Here is a 20,529-nt window from a genome sequence, read left to right as displayed (position 1 = left end):
TCAGGCAGGCATGTCCAGCGCCGCCAACCCCTGCTCCAGGTCGGCGATGAGGTCGCGCGGCGACTCCAGGCCGATGTGCAGGCGCACCACGGGCCCGCGCGCACTCCAGTCGGTGACGCTGCGCGCCTGCGCCATGTGCGCGGCCGTCGCCAGGCTCTCGTAGCCGCCCCAGGAGGCGCCGATGCCGAAGAGGCGCAGGCCGTCGATGAAGCGGTCCACGGCGGCCTCAGCGGTGCCTGGCTGCAGCTCCAGCGACACCAGGCCGTTGGTGCCCTGGCAGTCGCGCAGCCACAGCGCATGGCCGGGGTGCGTGGGCAGCGCGGGGCAGAACACGGTGGCCACGGCCGGGTGCTGCTGCAGCCAGTGCGCCACCTCCAGCGCATGCGCCTCGTGCATCTGCAGCCGTGCGGCCAGCGAGCGCATGCCGCGCAGCACCAGCCAGGCATCGTCGGGGCTGACCGCCATGCCGAAGGCATCGCAGCGCGCGGCCAGCGGCTCCCAGGCGGCCTCGGTGGTGGCCACGGTGCCCATCATCACGTCGGAGTGGCCCGACAGGTACTTGGTGGCTGCCATCACCGAGACATCGGCCCCCAGCGCCAGCGGCCGGTACTGGCAGCCCGATCCCCAGGTGTTGTCGGCCACGACCAGGGCGCCGCGCGCATGGGCCATGGCCGCCAGCGCGGGCAGGTCGCACATCTCGTAGACCAGCGATCCCGGGCATTCGGCATAGACCATGCGGGTGTTGGGGCGCATGCGCGCCTGGGCGTCGCTGCCATCGGCCGCGAAGAAGTCGTACTCGATGCCGTAGGGCCGCAGCCATTGCCCGGCCAGGTGGCGCACGGGCTGGTAGGCGCTGTCGGTCAGCAGCACATGGTCGCCGGGGCGCAGGTAGCTGAGCAGGGCCATGCCGATGGCCGCCAGGCCGGTGGGCAGCAGCCGCGTGCGGTGGGCTCCTTCCAGCTCGCTGACGGCGTCTTCCAGCGCAAAGCCGGTGGGTGTTCCGCGCGCGCCGTAGCTGAAGATGCGCTCGCCGGCGCGGCGCTCGCGCATCTCGCGCTGCTGTGCCGTGCTCTCGAACAGCACGGTGCTGGCGCGCACCAGGGGCGGGTTGACGGCCGTGCCGCCCGCATAGGCCGGGCGCTTGCCCGCATGCAGCAGCCGGGTCTGCAGGTCCAGCGCGGGGGCGCCAGGCACGGGGGCGTGTTCGGCAGCCATCAGTCGATCTTCGCGCCCGAGAGCTTGACCACGCGCGACCAGCGCTCCATGTCCTGGCGCAGCTGGGCGGCAAAGGCCTCGGGCGTATTGGCCACGACTTCGCTGCCGCCATCGACGACGAGCTTGGTCACTTCCGGCAGTTGCAGGGTGCGCACGATGGCGTCGTGCAGATAGGCCACGCGCTCGGGCGGCGTGCCGGCGGGGGCGAAGAAGCCGTACCAGTCCTCGAAGCGCGCATTGCGCAGGCCCAGTTCTTCCAGCGTGGGCACCTTGCCGAACACGCCGATGCGGCGCGGGCTGGTGACGGCCAGCGCACGCACCTGGCCCGCCTGGATCATGCCGGCCACGGACGAGGTGGAGGTGATCAGCACATCGACCTGCTGGCCCAGCAGATCGTTGATGGCCGGTCCCGCGCCCTTGTAGGGCACATGGGTCATGGGCACGCCGTTTTCCTTGGACAGCACCACGCCCACCAGGTGCGACAGCGTGCCGTTGCCGGGCGTGGCATAGGTGACGCGGCCCGGCTCGCCCTTGCTGCGCGCCACCAGGTCGGCAAAGCTCTTGAGGGGCGAGGCCGAGGCGACCACGATGGCCAGCGGCGCCGCGTTGATCTGCGTGATGGGCACGAAGTTCTTGAGCGGATCGAAGCCCGGCGCGCTGTAGAGCGCGGGGTTCACCGCCATCAGCGAGACCTGGCCCGTGAGCACGGTGTAGCCATCGGGCTTGGCCTCAGCTACGGCCTTGGCGCCGATGTTGCCGCCCGCACCGCCCCGGTTTTCCACCACGGAGGGCTGGCCCGTGGCCTCGGTCAGGCGCGTGGTGACCCAGCGTGTGCTGGCGTCGTTGCCGCCGCCCGGCGGGAAGGGCGAGATGAAGCGGATCGGCTGGGCCGGATAGCCGTTGCGCGCAGCCAGCGGCTCGGCCGTGGCCTGCGAGAGCATGGCCAGGGCCGCGAGGCCGGCGGCCAGCATCCTGGCCAGGGTGGGGATTGCGAACATGTCTTGTCTCCTGTCGTTATGTGATCTGATTTATGTCGCTCTACGGCAAGTCAGCGATATATGGCGCTGCCTTTGCAACTGACGTGACTTTGGCCAGGGGCACCAAGCAAGGGCCGCCCCCGCAGCGAGGGTGCCGTCCCCCTCCCGCGCAGCGAGAGAGGGGGAAGCGGCGAAGCCGCTCAGGGGGAGCTTCATGCACTCGGCAGGCGGAAGGCGGCCAGTTCCTGCGCGTCCAGTTGGGGCACCAGGCCCGTCTCCCAGGCCAGGTAGCGGCGTGCCGCTTCCTTGTTGCCGTCGTGGCGGTCGTGCACGAAGAACAGGTAGTCGATGCACTCGGCGTCGGTGGGGCTGTCGGGCGTGGCCTCGACGGGCAGGCCGGCCTGCTGCCATGCGGCCAGGCCGCCTTCGAGCAGCAGCGGCGCGGCGCCCTGCAGTTCCAGCGCGGCCCATTGCGCCATGCCGGGCTCGTCGGCCACCAGCACGATCTGGCGCGTCTCGCCGGCCAGATCGCTGGCAAGGCACGGGCGGATGGACCAGCGGGCCCCGGCGATGTGGCCTGCGCGGTACTTCATGCCCGCGCGCAGATCGACCACGGCCACCTCGCCCTGGCGCATGCGTTCGTGCAGGGCCTGCGCCGTGATGCCTGCCAGTGCGGGGACCTGGGGCGGCTGGGCCGGTGCCAGGTCCAGGCCGCTTTGCAGGCCGCCCCGCAGCACGCAGGCGTCATGGCCGAGCTGGCGCAGCCAGCTGGCCACCACGGGGGCGCGCACGCCATCGCTGTCGAACAGCACCAGGCGCGCACCGCGCACGCCCACGTACTGGTCGCCGGCCTGCATGAGCTGGCCGCCGGGCGTGTGCTGGGCACCGGGCAGCGAACCGGCCTTGAATTCCTCGGGCGTGCGCACATCGCACAGGAACAGCGTGCGCGCAGCATCCTGGCTCCAGGCGCGCACGGTGTCGGCATCGACCTCGGGCACGTCGAAGCGTTCGGCCAGGGCGCGGGCCTGGGCTTGCAGCGCGCTGCTGGCCGAGTCGTCGCCATAGCGCTGCGTGCCGCCGTGCTCCAGCGGCAGGTCGGCCAGGTACCAGCCCTGGGTGCCGTTCTCCAGCGCGTAGACGGGGTTGGGAATGCCCAGGTTGATCAAGGTCTGCGCGCCGATGATGGAGCGCGTGCGGCCCGCGCAATTGACCACGATGGGCGTGGCCGCATCGGGCACCAGGCGGCTCACGCGCAGCGCCAGCTCGCCATTGGGGCAGCAGATGGCGCCGGGGATGTTCATCTTGTGGAACTCGGAGACGGGCCGGCCGTCCAGCACCACCAGGGGCAGGCCCGCCGCCTGGCGCGCCGCCAGCTGCTGGGCCGTGATGCGCGGCGTGCCATAGGCGTGTTCGGCCAGCTCGCCAAAGGTCTTGGAGGGCAGGTTCACGCCAGCGAACAGCGTGTAGCCCGCAGCGCTCCAGGCCTTGGCACCGCCTTCGAGCACGGCGACCTGGGTATAGCCCAGGGCTTCGAGGCGGCGCGCGGCGCGCTCGGCCACGCCCGCGCTGGCATCGCCCTCGCCACCGTCGTAGGTGACGACGCGCACCTGCCGGCGCGGCACCAGGCGGGGCACATCCAGCTCCAGCCGGCTGTAGGGCAGGGGCGTGGCGTAGAACAGGTGCGATTCGCCGTACTGGCCGTGCTCGCGCACGTCGAGCAGCGCGATCTCCTGGCCGTCGTGCAGCCAGGATTTGAGGGTGTGGGCGTCAATGGATGCGGTCATTGCATGCGGTCCGGGAAAAAGATCGGCAAGGAATTTCGGGCAAAGCCCTGCCACGCGCGCCCCGTGGGGCGCGCTGCGGCATGGACAGTGAAAAGGCAGGAAGCGGGAGATAGCGGCCGGAAGGCCTGGGCTCAGCGGCGCGTCTGCACGCCGATGGCCATGGTCTGGCAGGTGCCGGTGGCCAGGTCGTAGCTGGTGCGCTCGTTGAGCGTCTCCAGCGCGCGGCCGTACATGTGCAGGTGGCGGATGACCTGCTCGCCCTGGATCTCCACGGAGTGGATGTCCTCGGGCATGAGGGCGATGCCCTGGCCTGGCGCCACCACCACGAGATCCGTCTCGCGCAGCGTGCCCTTGCCGGGGACGGAGCCGTCGTCGGTGCGCTCGTAGACGCGGTTGTGTTCCGTGCCTTCCACGGCGGCAATGCAGGCCCAGGTCGTGTGGTTGTGCGGCACGATGCGCTTGCCCGGGCGCATGACGTTGAGGTACAGCGCATAGCTCTGGTCGGCGTCCTCGGCAATCAGGTAGCGCGCCTGGTGCTCGCCCTCTTCGGGCGCAGCGTAGTCGGCCTGCTGCCAGAAGTCGCGGCGCGCGGCCAGGCCCAGCAGTTGCTGGAGCACGGCGTCCAGGCTGGCGCGCGTGGCCGCGTCCTCGCCAATGGCCTGCTTCATGCTGTCGATGGCTGCTGTCACGGCGGCGCTGCGCTGTTCGATGATGGTGTTGTTGTTGGTGGTGGTGTTCAAAGGAGGCTCCTTGTCGTCGTTGAAGTCCACTGTAGTGAGGCGCCCCGCCCGCAACAATCCACGCATGCCCAATAAATACTTCAATAAAATTGAAGTATGGAGACGCTTGACCTGGACCTGCTGCGCACCCTGGCCGCCATTGCCAGCCACGACAGCTTTGCCGCCGCCGCCGTGCAGATGGGGCGCACGCAATCGGCCATCACCCAGCAGATGCAGCGGCTGGAGGAGAAGATCGGCCACGCGCTGTTCGAGAAGCAGGGCCGGCAAAAACGCCTCACCGATCATGGCCAGCGCCTGCTGGGCTATGCGCGCCACATGCTGGCCATCCACGACGAGGCGCTGCGCAACCTGCAGCACCGCCAGGTGCAGGGCCTGGTGCGCATTGGCGCACCCCACGACGCGGCCGACAACATGCTGCCGCCCGTGCTGCAGGAGATCGCGCTGAACTTTCCGGGCATGCAGATCGACATCCATGTGGGGCGCAGCCCGTTCCTGATGGAGTCGCTCAAGCAGGGCGAGCTGGACCTGGCCATCTCCAACCGGGAGGATGAGGGCTTCGAGGGCTTTGCCCTGCGCTCCACACCCACGGTGTGGCTGTGCGGCGCGGGCTATGCCCATGACCCGGGCAAGCCCGTGCCCCTGGTCATGGCCGACGGGCCCAGCATCTTCCGCCGCTTGGGCTGCGATGCGCTGGATGCGGCCGGCATTGCCTGGACGCCGCGCCACACCTGCACCAGCCTGGTGGGCATACGCGCGGCGCTACGCGCCGGCCTGGGCGTGACGGCACGCGGCGTGGAGCAGCTCGACCCGGGCCTGCGCGTGCTGGGCGCGGGCGACGGCATGCCGCCGCTGCCGGACCTGGCCTACCGCCTGTACATCCGCAGCCATGTGATCAGCCCCGTGACACGCCAGATCTTCGAGAACCTGCAGGCCCGCATGCGCCAGCCGGCGGGCTGAGCGCCGGGGCGCTTGGCGCGCGGCAGCGCTGGATGTGGCGGCGCTGGATGTGGCGGCGCACTTGACTGCACCGCTTGTAATGGGACTTATTCTCAAATAACATCCGCGCCACCGCCGCCCCCTCCGGCCGGCGTTTTTCGAGCCTTTCCAGGCCCCGTGCCATGCCATCTCCCACTCTTGCCCGCACCCATGACTGGTTCCGTGACTGGTTCCGTGACTACGGGCCGCTGATCTCCCGCATCCTCGCCGCGCTGTTTGGCGGCTACGCCGTGGCGGCGCTGGCCAGCGTGGCCGTGCTGGCCCTGCCCGCAGACCGCACGCAGGCGGCGATCTCGGGCACCTTGCTGAGCTTTGCCGTCTATGCGGGCGCGGTGATCTGGGTGTTTGCCGTGCGCAGCGCCCGGCGCGCCTGGGCCGGGCTGCTGGTCGCCGCCCTGGTGCTCGCGCCTGCCGCGTGGTGGACCTGGGGCAAGGGGCTGGGCGCATGAACACGAACACCACGAACACGGCCGGCAAGTCTGCCAAGCCCGCGAAAGCCGCCAAGGCGCCCGGCATCCGCCAGACCATGTCCGATCTGCACACCTGGGTCGGCCTGCTCCTGGGCTGGTTCCTCTACGCCATGTTCCTCACGGGCACGGTGAGCTATTTCAGGAACGAGATCACGCAGTGGATGCAGCCCGAGCAGCCGCACCAGAGCCAGGCGAGCGAGCCCGCGCTGGTGGCCCAGCGGATCGGCGACGCCATGGCGCATGTGGCGCCGCAAAGCCCGCAATGGCTGATCAACCTGCCCGATGAACGCAGCACGGTGGCCACGGTGTTCTGGAGCCCGCCGCAGACCGAAAAGGGCGCCAGGCGCCGCTTCGAGAACGGCCGCTTCGACCCGGCCACCGGCACGCGCCTCGAAGGCCCGGTGCGCGAGACGCGCGGCGGCGAGTTCTTCTACCGCTTCCACTTCCAGTTCCACTACATGCCCGTGCTCTGGGGCCGCTATCTGGCGGGGCTGTGCGCCATGTTCATGCTGGTGGCCATCGTCAGCGGGGTGATCACGCACAAGAAGATCTTTGCCGACTTCTTCACCTTCCGCTGGGGCAAGGGCCAGCGCTCCTGGCTGGACGCGCACAACGCGCTGTCCGTGCTGGGCCTGCCCTTTCACCTGATGATCACGTACACCGGCCTGGTGACCCTGGCCCTGATGTACATGCCCTGGGCCAATCTGGCCACGACCATGACGCCCGAGCAGCGCGTGGTGGCCGGCCAGCAGCTCAGTGCCTTTGTTCCCGCTGGCAAGCCCTCGGGCCAGGCCGCGCCCCTGGCACCGCTGGCCGACATGGTCCGCCAGGCCGAGCAGCGCTGGGGCGCGGGCCAGGTGGAACGCCTGAACGTCAACCTGCCCGGCGATGCCAATGCGCGCGTGACCGCCATCCGCGGCGAGAACGGCCGCGTCTCCATCAGCCCGCAGTTCATGATGTTCGACGGCGTCAGCGGCCAGCTGCTGCAGGCACAGGACAGCGTGGGCGCCGCCGCCGAGACGCGCGGCGTGCTCTATGCGCTGCACATGGGCCGCTTCGGCGACCTGCCCACGCGCTGGCTGTACTTCATCGTCAGCCTTGCGGGCACGGCCATGGTCGGCACGGGACTGGTGCTGTGGAACGTGAAGCGGCGCAGCAAGCTGCCCGACCCGGAAAGGCCGCATTTCGGCTTCCGGCTCGTGGAACGGCTGAACATCGCCACCATCGCCGGCCTGTCCATCGGCATGGCCGGCATGCTCTGGGCCAACCGCCTGCTGCCGGTGGAGATGGCGCAGCGCGCCGAGTGGGAGGTGCACGCCATGTTCATCGCCTGGGGCGCCACCCTGTTCTGGGCGATGGGCCGGCCCGCCAAGCGGGCCTGGATCGAGTTGCTGTGGGCCGGCGCCGCCGCCCTGGCCCTGCTGCCCGTGGTCAACGCGCTGACCACGGATCGCGGCCTCTTGGCCAGCCTGCGCGCGGGCGACTGGGTGTTTGCCGGCATGGACCTCATGCTGCTGGCCCTGGCCGCACTGCATGCCCATCTGGCCCTGCGCACCCAGCGCCACCAGCCCAAGGCCAAACCGGTGCGCGCCGCCCGGCCCGCGCCCAAGGCAGCCACTGCAGCAGCGGAGACCAGCGCATGAGCATGGCCCATCTGTTCTGTCAGCTGCTGGCCCTGGGCGCCTTCGCCTGCCTGGCCCTGGCCATGGACCGCCACCAGAGCGACCTGTTCGGCAAGGAACTGCCATCTGCCCACACACGGCGCCTGCGCGCGGCCGGCTGGGTGCTGCTGGCGCTGTCGCTGTGGGCGGCGCTGCAGGTGGAGCCCTGGTCGCTGGGGCTGGTGGCCTGGTTCGGCCACATCGCCGCAGCAGCGGCCATCGTGCTGCTGTCCATGGTGGCGCGCGAGCGCCTGCGCTGACGGCCCTCCCGGCGCCTTCAGAGAAACATGCCCCCCGACGCCTCGATGCGCTGGCCCTGCACCCAGCCCATGCCGGGCTGCAGCAGGGCGGCCATCACGGGGCCGATGTCGTCGGGCTGGCCCACGCGGCCCAGCGCCGTCTGGCTGGCCAGGGCGGCGCCCATCTGCGCATCGTCGCGCACACGGCCACCGCCAAAATCCGTGGCAATCGCGCCCGGCGCCAACGTGTTGACGCGAATGCCGCGCGCCCCCAGCTCGCGCGCCAGGTAGCGCGTCAGCACCTCCACCCCGCCCTTCATGGATGCATAGGCCGCATAGCCCGGCTGGGTGAAGCGCGTGAGCCCGCTGGACAGGTGGATGATGCTGCCGCCGTCGCGCAGCAGGGGCAGCAGGTGCTGGCTCAGGAAGAACGGCGCCTTCAGGTGGATGGCGACCAATTCATCGAACTGCGCCTCGGTGGTGGTGGCGAATGGCGCGTTGATGCCGATGCCGGCGTTGTGCACCAGCGCATCAAGGCGGTCGGCCTGCCAGGTATCGGCCAGCGCCTGGCGCACGCGGGCCGCAAAGTCCGCAAAGCCCGCGCTGCGCGCCACGTCCAGCTGCAGGGCGGCGGCCCGCCCACCCAGCGCCTCGATGGCGGCCACGGCGGCCTGGGCCTCGTCGGCACGCTCACGGTAGGTCAGCACCACGTCCAAGCCCTGGCGCGCCAGGTGCTCGGCCGTATTGCGGCCCAGGCCGCGGCTGCCGCCCGTGACGAGGACGATGCGGCGGACGGCAGGGGAAGAAGCGGTCGAAGGAGAAACTGTCATGGCGGACCTCGTTAGGTGGTTTGCAATGAAAGCGACTGTATTGAAGGTCGATTTTTGGATAAATTGGCTTTTTCTGATTTATTTGTTCGCCCCATGCAAACAATCAAGCTTCTGGAGCAGATGCAGATCTTCAGCCGCGTGGCCGAGATGGCCAGCTTCACGCGTGCGGCCGACAGCATGGGCCTGCCCAAGGCCAGCGTCTCCCAGGCCGTGCAGCAGCTGGAGGCGCGGCTGGGCACGCGGCTGCTGCACCGGACCACGCGGCGCGTGCAATTGACCCAGGACGGCCAGGCCTGCTACGAACGCTGCCAGGACCTGCTGGCCGACGTGGACGAGTTCCAGGGCCAGTTCCAGCAGGCAGGCGACGCGCCGCTGCAAGGCAAGGTCCGGCTGGACATGACCACCGGCCTGGCGCGCCACGTCGTCATGCCCTTGCTGCCGCAACTGCTGCAAAGCCATCCGGCGCTGGAGCTGGAGCTGAGCTGCACCGAGCGCCGCGTGGACCTGGTGCGCGAAGGCTTTGATTGCGTGCTGCGCCTGGGCCCCGTGGACGAGCCCGGCCTGGTGGCACGCCCGCTGGGCCTGGTGGCGCTGGCCACCTGCGCCAGCCCCGGCTATGTCCAGGCCCACGGGCTGCCCGCCACGCTGCAGGATCTGGGCAGTCACCGGCTGGTGCACTACCAGCGCACGCTGGGCGCGCGGCCGCTGGGCTTCGAGTACGAGGAGGATGGCCAGCCCCGGTACCTGCCGATGGCGGGCGCGCTCACCGTGAACAACGCCGAGGCCTATCTCGCGGCCTGCCAGGCCGGCCTGGGGCTGATCCAGGTTCCGCGCCTGGCCGTGCAGCCGCTGCTGGACGCAGGGGAACTGGTCGAGGTGCTGCCCCGCCACCCGCCGCCGCCCATGCCGCTGCACCTGATCTACGCCCAGCGCCGCCAATTGCCGCGCCGCGTGCGCGTGCTCATGGATTGGCTGGCCGAAGCGGTCCTGCCCTGGACGCTTGGCGCTGGCCCGGCCGAAAAGCCCTAGCGAGCGCTGCAGCGATTCAGCCAGCGTCATTTTGCTTATCACTAATCCGTATCAAGACAAAGGTTCGCGCCTGCCCCTTTTGACGCCATTTACCGGACAATAGCGACCTTGCCCCGGTCACCGGCCGCCACGAAGCAGCGGCAACGCGCACACCGCGCCTGCCCCCTGTGCTTCCCGCCACCGCGTGCCTGAATGGCACTGACCTCTCATTGCAACGTCCCGGCGGGCACTGCCTGCCCCGAATTCACCGTATTGCCAACATGAGTGCTTTTCTTGAAGAACGCGTGCTGTCCGTCCACCACTGGACCGACCGCCTTTTCTCCTTCACCACCACCCGTGACACCGCGCTGCGCTTTTCCAACGGCCATTTCACGATGATCGGGCTGAAGGTCGACGGCAAGAACCTGCTGCGTGCCTACTCCATCGCCAGCCCCAACTACGAGGAGCACCTCGAGTTCCTGTCGATCAAGGTGCCCGACGGTCCGCTGACCTCGCGCCTGCAGAACATCCAGGTCGGCGACACCATCCTCGTCGGCAAGAAGCCCACGGGCACGCTGCTGATCGACTACCTGCTGCCCGGCAAGAACCTGTACCTGATCGGCACCGGCACGGGCCTGGCCCCCTGGCTGGCCGTGGCCCGCGACCCCGAGACCTACGAGCGCTACGAGAAGGTCGTCGTCGTGCACGGCGTGCGCCACGCCAGCGAGCTGGCCTACCAGGAGCTGTTCGAGAAGGAACTGCCCGAGCATGAATTCCTCGGCGAGATCGTCAAGGACAAGCTGGTCTACTACCCCACCGTGACGCGCGAGCCCTTCCGCAACCAGGGCCGCATCTCCAACCAGATCACGGCCGGCACCTTCCCGCAGAACATCGGCCTGCCCGAGCTCAACCCCGAGACCGACCGCGTCATGCTGTGCGGCAGCCCCGCCATGCTGAACGAACTCAAGGAGCTGCTGGAGCACCGCGGCTTCAAGGAAGGCAACACCACCACGCCTGGCGACTTCGTGGTCGAGCGCGCCTTCGTCGAGAAGTAAAGCCCACGACACCCCGCGGCGGGGCGGCTGCCGATAATCGGCGCATGCCGCCCTCCCGCACCCCGCCGCCCCAGCCCGGCGACGATGACCGCAACTTCATCGTCGCCCTGGCGCGCGGCCTTGATGTCCTGTCCTGCTTTCGCTCCGGCGAAAAGCTGCTGGGCAACCAGGACATCGCCAGGCGCTGCGGACTGCCCAGGTCCACGGTCTCGCGCCTCACGCACACGCTGACCACGCTGGGCTACCTCATCCACGTGCCCGAAGAGGGCAAATACCGCCTGGGCACAGCCACGCTGGCCCTGGGCAGCGCCATGCTCTCGCGCCTGGACGTGCGCCAGATCGCGCGCCCGCTGATGCAAAAGCTGGCCGCCACCACCGATGCCGAGGTGGCCCTGGCCGCACGCGACCGGCACAACATGGTCTACATCGAGCACTGCCCCAGCGCGCGCTTCACGCACCGCGACCTGGACATGGGCTCGCGCATCCCCCTGGCCACCACGGCCGTGGGCCGCGCCTGGCTGGCCGCCAGCCCCGCATCCGAGCGCCAGCGCGCGCTGGACTACCTGCAATCGCACGCCCCCGAGCAATGGGCCGCCGCCCAGGCCCAGTTGCCGCTATGGCCCGGCGCCAGCACCCATCCGCAACCCTGGCTGTCGTGCTCGTTCGGCGACTGGCAGCCCGAGGTCAACGCCATCGCCCTGGCCTTCTCGCCGGGGCGTGGCCTGCCGCTGATGGCCGTCAGCCTGGGCGGGCCCTCGCGCTTCGTCACGGCCGATGCGCTGCGCCAGGACGGCGTGCCTGCGCTGCAGCGCATGGTGCGGCGGCTGCAGCAGGACATAGACCGCGCCTGACCGCAGACCGGGCCTGGCCGGCTGTCCCGCAGGCGCCCGCACAGTAGCCGCGCATTACCCGCACAGTAGCCAAGACGACAGCGCGCGCCGCCCTGGCGCCCTAGCATGGAGGGCGTTGCTCAACCATCAGGAAACCAAGGCAGGAGACACCCAGCATGAGCGTGAAAGCACTGTTCAACCTCACCGGCAAGACCGCCCTCATCACCGGAGGCTCGCGCGGCCTGGGCCTGCAGATGGCCGAGGCGCTGGGCGAGATGGGCGCCCGCCTCGCCATCACGGCGCGCAAGTCCGATGAACTGGCCGAGGCCAAGGCCCACCTGCAAGGCCTGGGCTACCAGGTCGAGACCTTCACCAACGACCTGCAGAAGTTCGACACCATCCCCGCCCTGGTCGATGACGTGCTGGCGCGCTGCGGCGACATCGACATCCTCGTCAACAACGCCGGCGCCACCTGGGGCGCCAAGGCCGAGGAATACCCGGACGAGGCCTGGAACAAGGTCATGAACCTCAACGTCTCCGCGCCCTTCTTCCTCACCCGCGAAGTGGCCAGGCGCGTGATGATCCCCAAGGGCCAGGGCAACGTGATCATCACGGCCTCGGTCGCGGCCTTCAAGGGCACGCCGCCCGGCATGAACACCGTGGCCTACAACACCTCCAAGGCGGCCGCCGTGCACCTGGCGCGCACCCTGGCCTCGGAATGGGGCCACTACGGCATCCGCGTCAACTCCATCTGCCCGGGCTTCTTCCCCAGCAAGCTGGCCAACGGCCTCATCGACAAGCTCGGCGACCAGCTCATCGCCCGCGCCCCGCTGCGCCGCATCGGCGGCGAGGAGGACCTCAAGGGCGCCGTAGTCTATCTGGCGTCCGATGCATCGCGGCACATGACGGGGCAGGCGTTGGTGCTGGATGGTGGAGCGAGCTTGTTGTAAACAACGCAGCCCTGCAATGAGAAAGGCCCCTGTACCGCGGTGCAGGGGCCTTTCTTACTTGAGCCGCTGCGCAGCGGCTCAGCATGTCTTCTTCAAGCCTGCAGGGCAAAGGGCTCGATGGACTCCAGATCGTCGCCTATGGCCTCGCGCGCGATATCAGCGTCGTACTGGCTTTGCAGATTCATCCAGAACTCCACGGACGTGCCAAAGAAGCGCGCAAGGCGCAGCGCCGTATCCGCGGTGATGGAGCGGCCGTTCTTGACGATGGCCGCGATGCGTGTCTGCGGGACATGGATGGCCTGGGCCAGGCGGTATTGCGTCAGGCCCATGGGCTCCAGGAATTCAGTGGCCAGGATTTCGCCTGGCGTGGGGAGGTTCAAAGGTTTGTTCATGGTCAGCACTCCTGCGCCAGATCCAGGATCAACGCTTTCGCTTCAGTGGTAATCGACGATCTCCAGCTCACTCGGGCCTTCATGGGTCCACACAAAGCACACGCGCCACTGGTCATTGATGCGGATGCTGTGCTGCCCCTTGCGATCCCCCTGTAGCGCCTCCAGCCGGTTTCCGGGCGGGACCCTCAAGTCCTGAAGCACATGAGCGGCATGCAGCATCCGAAGCTTGCGCAGCGCAACCACTTCAATGCTGCTCCACCGACGCACCCGCCTCTGCTGGAACAGTTGCTCGGTGTCGGGGCACTTGAATGACTGGATCGTCATGGAAGCAAATAATAACGCACCGCGTCAGTAACGTCAAACGTAAGTATCAGGCAACTGAGTCCACAAGAAAGCGCCTGGGCCAGATCAAGCTGGCACCAGGCGCTTTCGGTCGAAAAACTGAGCGGCGCTCTACTTGTTCGCCACCGTCATCACCGCCTCAATCTTGCCGTCGCGCACAGCGGCGCCGCGTTCGGTGGTCAGGGTGCCGCCGCGCTCATCGACGCCCTTGACGCCGCCGGGGTTCACGTCGGGGCGCAGGGATTTGTAGGCCTCGTCCAGCTTGGCGTGGATGGCCTTGGTGTCCGAGGCCGAGCCGGCCAACTGCATGGCCTTGACGGTGGCGTGCACGGCCGTGTAGTTCCACTGCGCCTCCGAGCCGGGGATGCGGCCCGGGTAGACCTTGCCGAAGCGTTCGACGAAGGCCTTGTTCTCGGGCTTGGTGTCCTCGGAGACGGGCATGACGCCGATGGCGCCTTCCAGCGGCGCATAGCCGCCGACCACGCGGGCCATTTCGTCGAGCTTGGCCTGGTCCATGACCACGAAGCCGCCCTTGAAGCCCAGCTCGCGCGCCTGCTTGACGACCAGGGCCGTGGGCTCGGAGGCACCGCCCACGAAGAGGACGTCGGGCTTTTCGGCCAGGGCCTTGCTCACGCCGCTGTAGAAGTCGGTGGCGCGGTTGTAGCTCATGGCGTTCTCGGCCACCACGGTGCCGCCCAGCTTTTCCCAGCCGGGCTTGAAGGCGGCGACCCAGGCCTTGGCGTAGTCATGGTCGGCGCCCACCAGGGCCACCTTCTTGCCGAAGCGGCCCATCACGTACTTGGAGAACGGGTCGATGTACGAGGTGAACTCGGGCGGGATGCGCAGGGTCAGCTTGTTGCCCCGGTTGGTGATCTGCGGCACCGAGCTGTAGGCCAGCACGATGAAGTTGCTGCGCTCGTTGGTGGTCTGCAGCGCGAAGATGCCGCCCGAATGCGGCACCAGGATGGCCGCCGTCTTGTGCTGCTGCACCAGGCGCTGGGCGTTGATCGCGGTCTCGGACGGGTTGTACTTGTCGTCCAGCGGAACGATCTCGATCTTGACCTTCTTGCCGCCGATCTCGGGCGCTGCGGCATTGATCTCGGAGACGGCCATCTGCATGCCGTCGAGCACGTTCTTGCCGTACTGGGCAGCGCCGCCCGACAGCGGGCCGGAGTAGCCGATCTTGACCACCTCCTGCGCCAGCGCAGGGCCGGCGGCGGCCACGGCGGCGCAGGCCAGGGCCAGCGTGCCCACTCTGCGGCGGGTCAATGGTGCGAATGCTGTCATGTCTGTCTCCTTGGATAGTGAAGAACGAATCGCTGCTGAAGCAACGCATAAATCCGGCGCAGCCCAGACCAGGGACGCCGAGCAAGGGCCGCCCCGCAGCGAGGGCGTCGTCCCCCTCCCTCGCGAAGCGAGAGAGAGGGGGAAGCCGCGCAGCGGCTCAGGGGGTGCAGTGTCATGTCATGCACCGATGTAGGCTTTTCGGATGGAGTCGTCAGCCAGCAGCTCGGCCGGCTTGCCCTCGCGCACGATGCGGCCGCTTTCCATCACATAGGCGCGGTGCGCGATCTTCAGCGCCGCATAGGCGTTCTGCTCGGCCAGCAGCACGGTGGTGCCGGCCGCGTTGATGCGCTGTATGGCCTCGAACATCTGCTTGATGACCAGGGGCGCCAGGCCCAGCGAGGGCTCGTCCAGCAGCAGGGCCTGGGGCCGGCCCATCATGGCGCGGCCGATGGCCACCATCTGCTGCTGACCGCCCGACAGCGAGCCGGCCGGGTCATGCTGCTTCTCGCGCAGGATGGGAAACAGCTCCATCACCTCCTGCAGCGTCTTCTGGCTGGGGCCGGGATCGCGGCGGTGCACGTAGGCGCCCAGCTGCAGGTTGCGCAGCACCGACATCTGGGGGAACAGCTTGCGCCCTTCGGGGCACTGCACCACGCCGGACTGCACGATGGCCGAGGGCTTGCTGCCGGCCAGCTCCCTGCCATTCCAGACGATGGAGCCGCCAGCGGCCTTGTGGATGCCGCTGGCCGTGAGGAACAGCGAACTCTTGCCCGCTCCGTTGGCGCCCAGCAGCACCACCAGCTCGCCGCGGTCGGCATGCAGGCTGACCCCGTCCAGCGCCAGGAAGCTGCCGTAGCGCAGCGACACGTTCTCAAACTTCAGCATGCTCGCTCCCCAGGTAGGCATCGATGACGGCGGGGTTGCGGCGTATTTCCTCGGGCGTGCCCTCGGCGATCTTCTCGCCGTAGCTGAGCACCAGGATCTTGTCGGCCAGGCTCATGATCATGCCCATCTTGTGCTCGATCAGCGCCACCGTGATGCCGTGGCGCACCAGCTTGCGGATCAGCTCGGCCAGGCCCTCGGTCTCCTCGGGGTTGACGCCGCCGGCAGGCTCGTCGAGCAGCATCAGCTTCGGGTCGGTGGCCAGGGCCAGCGCGAAGGCCACGCGCTTGCGCTCCTCCTGCGTGATGTCGCCCGCAATGCGGCCGGCCACATGCGACAGACCCACGAAGTCCAGCGCGTCGCGCGCCTTTTCACGGCACACGCGCTCTTCCTCGCGCAGGCGGCTGGAGCCGCGCAGCACGTCCCACAGGCCTGAGCGCGTGCGCAGCCGGTGGCCCACGATGAGGTTGTCCAGCACCGTGGCGCGGTCGAACAGCGCCGTGGTCTGGAAGGTGCGCGCCACGCCCAGTTTCGCCACCTGGTCCGTGCGCAGCGAGGTCACGTCCTGGCCGTTGAAGGTGATGGTGCCCGAGGTGGGCTTGTGCACGCAGCTGATCAGGTTGAAGAACGTGGTCTTGCCCGCGCCGTTGGGGCCGATGATGGCGTTGATGCGGCCTTCCTCGATCACGGTGCTGACATCGCTCACGGCGGCCAGCCCGCCGAAGGTCTTGGTCAGGTGGTCAATCTTGAGCATGCGGCTTGCCCTCCTTGGCATTGCGGCGCGCGCGCCATGCGGTGAAGCTGCCCACCACGCCGTAGGGCATGAAGATCACCAGCATCACGAGAATCGGGCCGAAGACGATGAAGCGGTACTCCTGCAGGAACTGCAGGTACTGCGTGATCCAGGGCATGCCGATGGCGCCCAGCAGCGGCCCCAGCACCGTGCCCATGCCGCCGACCATGGCGAAGATCATCATGTCGAAGGTATGGTGCACGCCGGCCATGTCGGGACCGATGAAGCGCACGAAGCCGGCGTATAGGCCGCCGGCCACGCCCGCGTAGACCACGCTCAGCATGAAGGCCAGCACCTTGTTGCGCATGAGGTTGATGCCCAGGGCCTCGGCCAGCTCGTCGCTGTTGCGGATGGCCATGAAGGTGCGGCCCAGCAGCGACCGGACGATGCGCCGCATCACCCAGACCGAGGCCACGAGGAAGGCCAGCACCAGGTAGTACAGCGCCAGCGGCGACTCGAAGCTCAGCGCGCCCAGGGCCTCGGGCGCGGGGATGCCCATGATGCCCACGGTGCCGTGGGTCAGGCCCTCCCACTTCTCGATCACGAGGAACATGATGTATCCCACGCACAGCGTGAAGATCGAGAAGTAATGCCCCTTCAGGCGCAGCGAGACGATGCCGATCAGGTAGCCCAGCACCGCGCACACCACGCCCGACATCACCAGCCCGCCCCAGAACGGCCAGCCATGGTCCACCGTGAGGATGCCCACGGTATAGGCGCCCGCGGCCATGAAGCCCGCATGCGCGAGGTTGAGCTGGCCCGTGTAGCCCGTGATCAGGTTCAGGCCCAGCGTGGCGATGGCGAAGATGTAGGCCGTGCTCATCACCGTGAGGTGGTAGTCATTGCCCGCCAGCCAGGGAAAGGCGATGCCGGCGGCCAGCAGCAGGCCCCAGGCAACGCGGGAGTCGATGAATCCGTTCATTCAATGACTCCTCTTGGCGAACAGGCCCTGCGGGCGCAGCGACAGGATCACCACCAGCAGCACGAAGGCGATGATGTCCTTGTAGTCGGTGGAGATGTAGTAGGCGCCGAAGCTCTCGGCAAAGCCGATGATCAGCCCGCCCAGCACGGCGCCCGGGATGCTGCCCATGCCGCCCAGGATGATGATCACGAAGGCCTTGGTGATGACCAGGTGGCCCATGGCCGGATAGACCAGGTTGATGGGCGCATACAGCGTGGCCGCCACGGCCGCGAGCACGCCCGAGATGGCAAAGGTCAGCATGGACACGCGGTTGGCGTCGATGCCCACCATGGATGCGCCTTCGCGGTTCTGCGCCATGGCGATGATGGTCGCGCCCGTGATGGTGCGCGTCAGGAACAGGTGCAGGGCCACCATCAGCGCAAAGGCCGCGCCGATGATCAGCAGGCGCTGCGCGGGCGCCGTGATGCCGCCCATCTCCACGATGGAGGTGTAGGGCGTGGGCATGCGCTGGAAGTCCGCGCCCCACAGCGCCTGGGCGCCCGCCTCCAGGAACAGCAGCAGCCCGATGGAGGCGATCTTGGGATGCAGGGGCGAGGCCTTGCGCAGCGGATGGAAGATCAGCCGCTCGCTGACGATGCCCAGCACCGCCACCGCGATGGCTGCGGTCAGCATGGCCGCCCAGTAGCCCCAGCTCCAGGCCACCATGGCCTGGAAGGCCACGAAGGCACCGATCATGTAGAAGCCGCCGTGCGCGAAATTGGGCACGTGCAGGATGCCGTAGACCAGGGTCAGGCCCAGGGCCACCAGGCCGTAGATGCCGCCCAGGGTCAGGCCGTTGAGCACTTGCTGCAGAAAAACGTCCATTCAACGCCTCCTGCGGAAAGGCGCGGCTCGGCGCCCGGCCAGGGTCTGTGCTTGCATTGTCTTGTCTCCTTTGCATGGCCGGCCGGCGCGGCGCGACAACGCATGCGGCAGACAGGCAAGGCCAGCTTAGGAGGGGGGCGGCGCCACGATCAACCCGAAGATTCCGCACAGCGGAATTCACCTGGGAAACCCCGAGACCCTCAGGCCCCCGCCAGTAACCTAGATGACAGCCGCGCTCAGATGGACAGGGCCGGCAAGTTGGCGGGCAGGCCCTGCATGGAGCGCTGCGTGTGCTCGGCCACGAAGTCCAGGAAGCTGCGCACGCGCGCCGGCATGAACTTGCGCGTGGGCAAGGTGGCGTAGAGGGTGAAATGGCCCGTGGTCCATTCGGGCAGCACATGGCGCAGGCGGCCCGAACGCAGGTGGCGCGCAATCAGGTCCAGCGGCTGGGTGCTGATGCCCGCGCCGTCCAGCGTGGCACGCAGCAGCGTGCCGGTGTGGTTGGCCACCAGCACGGGCTGCACGGCCACCTCGGCCTCGCCCGCGTTGCCATCGAGCCGGCGCAGGCGCAGCACGTCGGAGCGGCCCTGGGCGCGGCGGCGCAGCAGGCACTGGTGGCCCGCCAGATCCTCGGGCACGGCGGGCACGCCATGGGCGTCCAGGTACTCGGGCGAGGCGCAGGCCAGGCCGCAGGTGGTGACGATGGGCCGCGCCACCACGTTGCCGTCATAGCCCTCCTCGGCGTTGAGGAAGGTGATGTCGTACTCGCCCACGGCGGCCTCGCTGGCCGACTCCACGAAGACCTCGATGCAGATGCGCGGGTGCAGGCGGTGGAAGTCCGCCACCAGCGGCGCCAGCACATGCTCGGCAAACACGGGCGGCGTGAGCACGCGCACGGCGCCCGAAAGCTCCAGCGTGTGTGCCTGCGCCAGGCTGAAGGCATCCTCCACATCGGCCAGGATGCCGCGCACGCGCTCCAGATAGGCCTCGCCGGCCTCGGTCAGCGACACGCTGCGCGTGGTGCGCTGCAGCAGCCTCGTGCCCAGGTGCTGCTCCAGGTCGGCCACCAGGCGCGTGACCGTGGGCACGGACATGTCCAGGCGACGCGCCGCCGCCGAAAACCCGGCCTCGTCGGCCACGGTCTGAAACACCCGCATGGTCTGCAATCGGTCCATGTTGTCCTTGGCCCCGGGCCTCGGTGCCCGGGGACTTTCGCTGCATTGTTCCACTCCCAAACGCCCTGCGCCGCGGCTTTGCGGGCCGCGGCGCAGGCGTTCATCTTCGTCGAAATGCAGCCGCTCAGCCCTTGCCGTCCGAAGTGTCCCTGGCCTGCGCTGGACCGGCGGGCGGCGCCCAGCGGATGGGGTGGGTGAAGCGCACCTCGGCGTCGCTGAAAGCCTTGGCCGTGGCAGCCGACAGCAGCAGGATGGCCGACGAGAAATAGATCCACATCAACAGCACCACCAGCGAACCCGCCGCGCCATAGGCCGAGACCACGGCCGCCGTGGACAGATACCAGGCCAGGGCCTGCTTGCCCAGCGTGAACAGCAGGGCACCGACGATGGCGCCGAAGATGAGATAGCGCAGCCGGGGCTTGGGGCCGCTGCCGATGCGCATCAGCCCCACGAAGAGCAGCACGGCAATGCCGAAGGACACGCATTCGTTGATCAGGCTGATCAGCGGCCCCAGCGGCTGCATCTGCAGCTTGGTGCCGGCCCAGTTGGTGATCAGCTGGATGGCCGTGGACAGGGCCATGGACACCAGCAGCAAGAAGCCCAGCGCCAGCACATAGGTCAGGCCGCGCAGCCGCAGCGCGGCCATGCGCCACCACACGGCCTTGGGCGGCGGTGGCTCGCCGTTCGAGGTCCAGAGCTTTTCCAGCGCGGACTGCAGCTCCACGAACACACCCGTGGCGCCCGACATCAGCAGGATGAAGCCGAACAGCGAGGCCAGCCGCCCCTCGTCGGGCCGCTGGGCACTTTCCAGCGCGCCGCGCACCACCTGGGCACCGCGCTCGCCGATCACGTCCTGCACCTGGTCGATCAACTGGTGCTCCACATAGCTGCGGTCCACCCACCAGCCCAGCAGGCCGACCAGCAGCAGCAGCAGCGGCGCCAGGCTCAGGATGCCGTAGAAGGACATGGCCGCGCTCATGCGCAGGCCATCGGCGTCCAGCCACAGCTGCACGGCATTCCACATGGCGCGCAGCGGGTTCAGCTCCATCAGGCGCTGCAGGCGTGCGGACCAGGACGAGGCGGGGGGAGTTTCCGGGGTATCTGAGGGCATGGCCCC

The 20,529-nt window shown here is 68.6% G+C and carries 22 protein-coding genes; 8 read left to right on the top strand and 14 right to left on the bottom strand.

The features are described 5' to 3' along the window. The 4 genes from metC to CLV01_RS01765 form a co-directional block, all read right to left on the bottom strand. Positions 1-1,215, bottom strand: a complete 1,215-nt coding sequence (metC, locus tag CLV01_RS01780) for a cystathionine beta-lyase (RefSeq protein ID WP_099732498.1) — start codon at positions 1,213-1,215, stop codon at positions 1-3. Further along, positions 1,215-2,213 (bottom strand): Bug family tripartite tricarboxylate transporter substrate binding protein, encoded by a 999-nt coding sequence (locus CLV01_RS01775; protein ID WP_063327748.1) that lies wholly within the window; start codon positions 2,211-2,213, stop codon positions 1,215-1,217. Before CLV01_RS01775 ends, metC begins: the two co-directional genes overlap by 1 nt. Before the next feature lie 191 nt (positions 2,214-2,404). Next, entirely contained in the window at positions 2,405-3,976 is a 1,572-nt protein-coding gene (locus CLV01_RS01770) for a rhodanese-like domain-containing protein (RefSeq protein WP_099732499.1), read from the bottom strand. A gap of 131 nt (positions 3,977-4,107) precedes the next feature. After that, positions 4,108-4,644, bottom strand: coding sequence for a cysteine dioxygenase family protein (locus CLV01_RS01765; protein WP_099735012.1), 537 nt, complete (start codon positions 4,642-4,644; stop codon positions 4,108-4,110). A 168-nt stretch (positions 4,645-4,812) separates the two neighbouring features. Between CLV01_RS01765 and CLV01_RS01760 the strand changes: the two genes are divergently transcribed. The 4 genes from CLV01_RS01760 (at position 4,813) to CLV01_RS01745 (ending at position 8,103) form a co-directional block, all read left to right on the top strand. Beyond that, positions 4,813-5,673 (top strand): LysR substrate-binding domain-containing protein, encoded by an 861-nt coding sequence (locus CLV01_RS01760; protein ID WP_013800147.1) that lies wholly within the window; start codon positions 4,813-4,815, stop codon positions 5,671-5,673. A gap of 161 nt (positions 5,674-5,834) precedes the next feature. Further along, positions 5,835-6,161, top strand: a complete 327-nt coding sequence (locus CLV01_RS01755; protein WP_047218570.1) for a DUF3649 domain-containing protein — start codon at positions 5,835-5,837, stop codon at positions 6,159-6,161. Continuing rightward, on the top strand, positions 6,158-7,825 hold the full coding sequence (locus tag CLV01_RS01750) for a PepSY-associated TM helix domain-containing protein (protein ID WP_099732500.1): 1,668 nt from the start codon (positions 6,158-6,160) through the stop codon (positions 7,823-7,825). Before CLV01_RS01755 ends, CLV01_RS01750 begins: the two co-directional genes overlap by 4 nt. After that, entirely contained in the window at positions 7,822-8,103 is a 282-nt protein-coding gene (locus CLV01_RS01745; RefSeq protein ID WP_013800144.1) for a DUF3325 domain-containing protein, read from the top strand. Before CLV01_RS01750 ends, CLV01_RS01745 begins: the two co-directional genes overlap by 4 nt. A 17-nt stretch (positions 8,104-8,120) precedes the next feature. Here the strand turns inward: CLV01_RS01745 and CLV01_RS01740 are convergent, their stop codons facing one another. Next, on the bottom strand, positions 8,121-8,912 hold the full coding sequence (locus CLV01_RS01740; RefSeq protein ID WP_099732501.1) for an SDR family NAD(P)-dependent oxidoreductase: 792 nt from the start codon (positions 8,910-8,912) through the stop codon (positions 8,121-8,123). A gap of 93 nt (positions 8,913-9,005) precedes the next feature. On the opposite strand from CLV01_RS01740, the gene CLV01_RS01735 reads away from it, so the two are divergent. The 4 genes from CLV01_RS01735 (at position 9,006) to CLV01_RS01720 (ending at position 12,755) form a co-directional block, all read left to right on the top strand. Next, complete coding sequence (locus CLV01_RS01735) at positions 9,006-9,941, top strand: LysR family transcriptional regulator (protein ID WP_099732502.1); 936 nt, start codon at positions 9,006-9,008, stop codon at positions 9,939-9,941. Between the two features lie 260 nt (positions 9,942-10,201). Further along, a complete protein-coding gene (locus tag CLV01_RS01730; protein WP_012202207.1) occupies positions 10,202-10,975 on the top strand; it encodes a ferredoxin--NADP reductase in 774 nt (257 codons plus the stop codon). 44 nt (positions 10,976-11,019) lie between these two features. Beyond that, on the top strand, positions 11,020-11,826 hold the full coding sequence (locus tag CLV01_RS01725) for an IclR family transcriptional regulator (protein ID WP_012202206.1): 807 nt from the start codon (positions 11,020-11,022) through the stop codon (positions 11,824-11,826). 155 nt (positions 11,827-11,981) lie between these two features. Continuing rightward, positions 11,982-12,755, top strand: coding sequence for an SDR family oxidoreductase (locus CLV01_RS01720; RefSeq protein ID WP_034397748.1), 774 nt, complete (start codon positions 11,982-11,984; stop codon positions 12,753-12,755). 92 nt (positions 12,756-12,847) lie between these two features. Here CLV01_RS01720 and CLV01_RS01715 read toward each other — a convergent pair whose 3' ends face one another. The 9 genes from CLV01_RS01715 to CLV01_RS01675 form a co-directional block, all read right to left on the bottom strand. Next, a complete protein-coding gene (locus CLV01_RS01715; protein WP_013800141.1) occupies positions 12,848-13,147 on the bottom strand; it encodes a HigA family addiction module antitoxin in 300 nt (99 codons plus the stop codon). A 42-nt stretch (positions 13,148-13,189) separates the two neighbouring features. Further along, positions 13,190-13,471 carry a type II toxin-antitoxin system RelE/ParE family toxin gene (locus CLV01_RS01710; protein ID WP_099732503.1) on the bottom strand — a complete coding sequence of 94 codons (282 nt, stop codon included), beginning with the start codon at positions 13,469-13,471 and terminating at the stop codon, positions 13,190-13,192. Positions 13,472-13,600: 129 nt separating this feature from the next. Continuing rightward, positions 13,601-14,776 carry an ABC transporter substrate-binding protein gene (locus CLV01_RS01705; protein WP_013800139.1) on the bottom strand — a complete coding sequence of 392 codons (1,176 nt, stop codon included), beginning with the start codon at positions 14,774-14,776 and terminating at the stop codon, positions 13,601-13,603. A gap of 177 nt (positions 14,777-14,953) precedes the next feature. Next, positions 14,954-15,661: an ABC transporter ATP-binding protein gene (locus CLV01_RS01700; protein ID WP_012202202.1), complete on the bottom strand. Its 708-nt coding sequence runs from the start codon at positions 15,659-15,661 to the stop codon at positions 14,954-14,956. Further along, a complete protein-coding gene (locus tag CLV01_RS01695) occupies positions 15,648-16,412 on the bottom strand; it encodes an ABC transporter ATP-binding protein (RefSeq protein ID WP_012202201.1) in 765 nt (254 codons plus the stop codon). Before CLV01_RS01695 ends, CLV01_RS01700 begins: the two co-directional genes overlap by 14 nt. Continuing rightward, on the bottom strand, positions 16,399-17,373 hold the full coding sequence (locus CLV01_RS01690; RefSeq protein ID WP_012202200.1) for a branched-chain amino acid ABC transporter permease: 975 nt from the start codon (positions 17,371-17,373) through the stop codon (positions 16,399-16,401). Before CLV01_RS01690 ends, CLV01_RS01695 begins: the two co-directional genes overlap by 14 nt. Then, on the bottom strand, positions 17,374-18,237 hold the full coding sequence (locus CLV01_RS01685; protein ID WP_043823209.1) for a branched-chain amino acid ABC transporter permease: 864 nt from the start codon (positions 18,235-18,237) through the stop codon (positions 17,374-17,376). Positions 18,238-18,473: 236 nt separating this feature from the next. Continuing rightward, a complete protein-coding gene (locus tag CLV01_RS01680) occupies positions 18,474-19,412 on the bottom strand; it encodes a LysR family transcriptional regulator (RefSeq protein WP_043780296.1) in 939 nt (312 codons plus the stop codon). Between the two features lie 124 nt (positions 19,413-19,536). Continuing rightward, positions 19,537-20,523 (bottom strand): YihY/virulence factor BrkB family protein, encoded by a 987-nt coding sequence (locus CLV01_RS01675; RefSeq protein WP_034397739.1) that lies wholly within the window; start codon positions 20,521-20,523, stop codon positions 19,537-19,539. Between the last annotated feature and the right edge of the window lie 6 nt (positions 20,524-20,529).

Origin of the sequence: Delftia sp. 60, assembly GCF_002754395.1 — a bacterium.
GTDB classification, from domain to species: domain Bacteria; phylum Pseudomonadota; class Gammaproteobacteria; order Burkholderiales; family Burkholderiaceae_C; genus Comamonas; species Comamonas acidovorans.
This window is presented reverse-complemented; position numbering and strand designations above follow the sequence as displayed.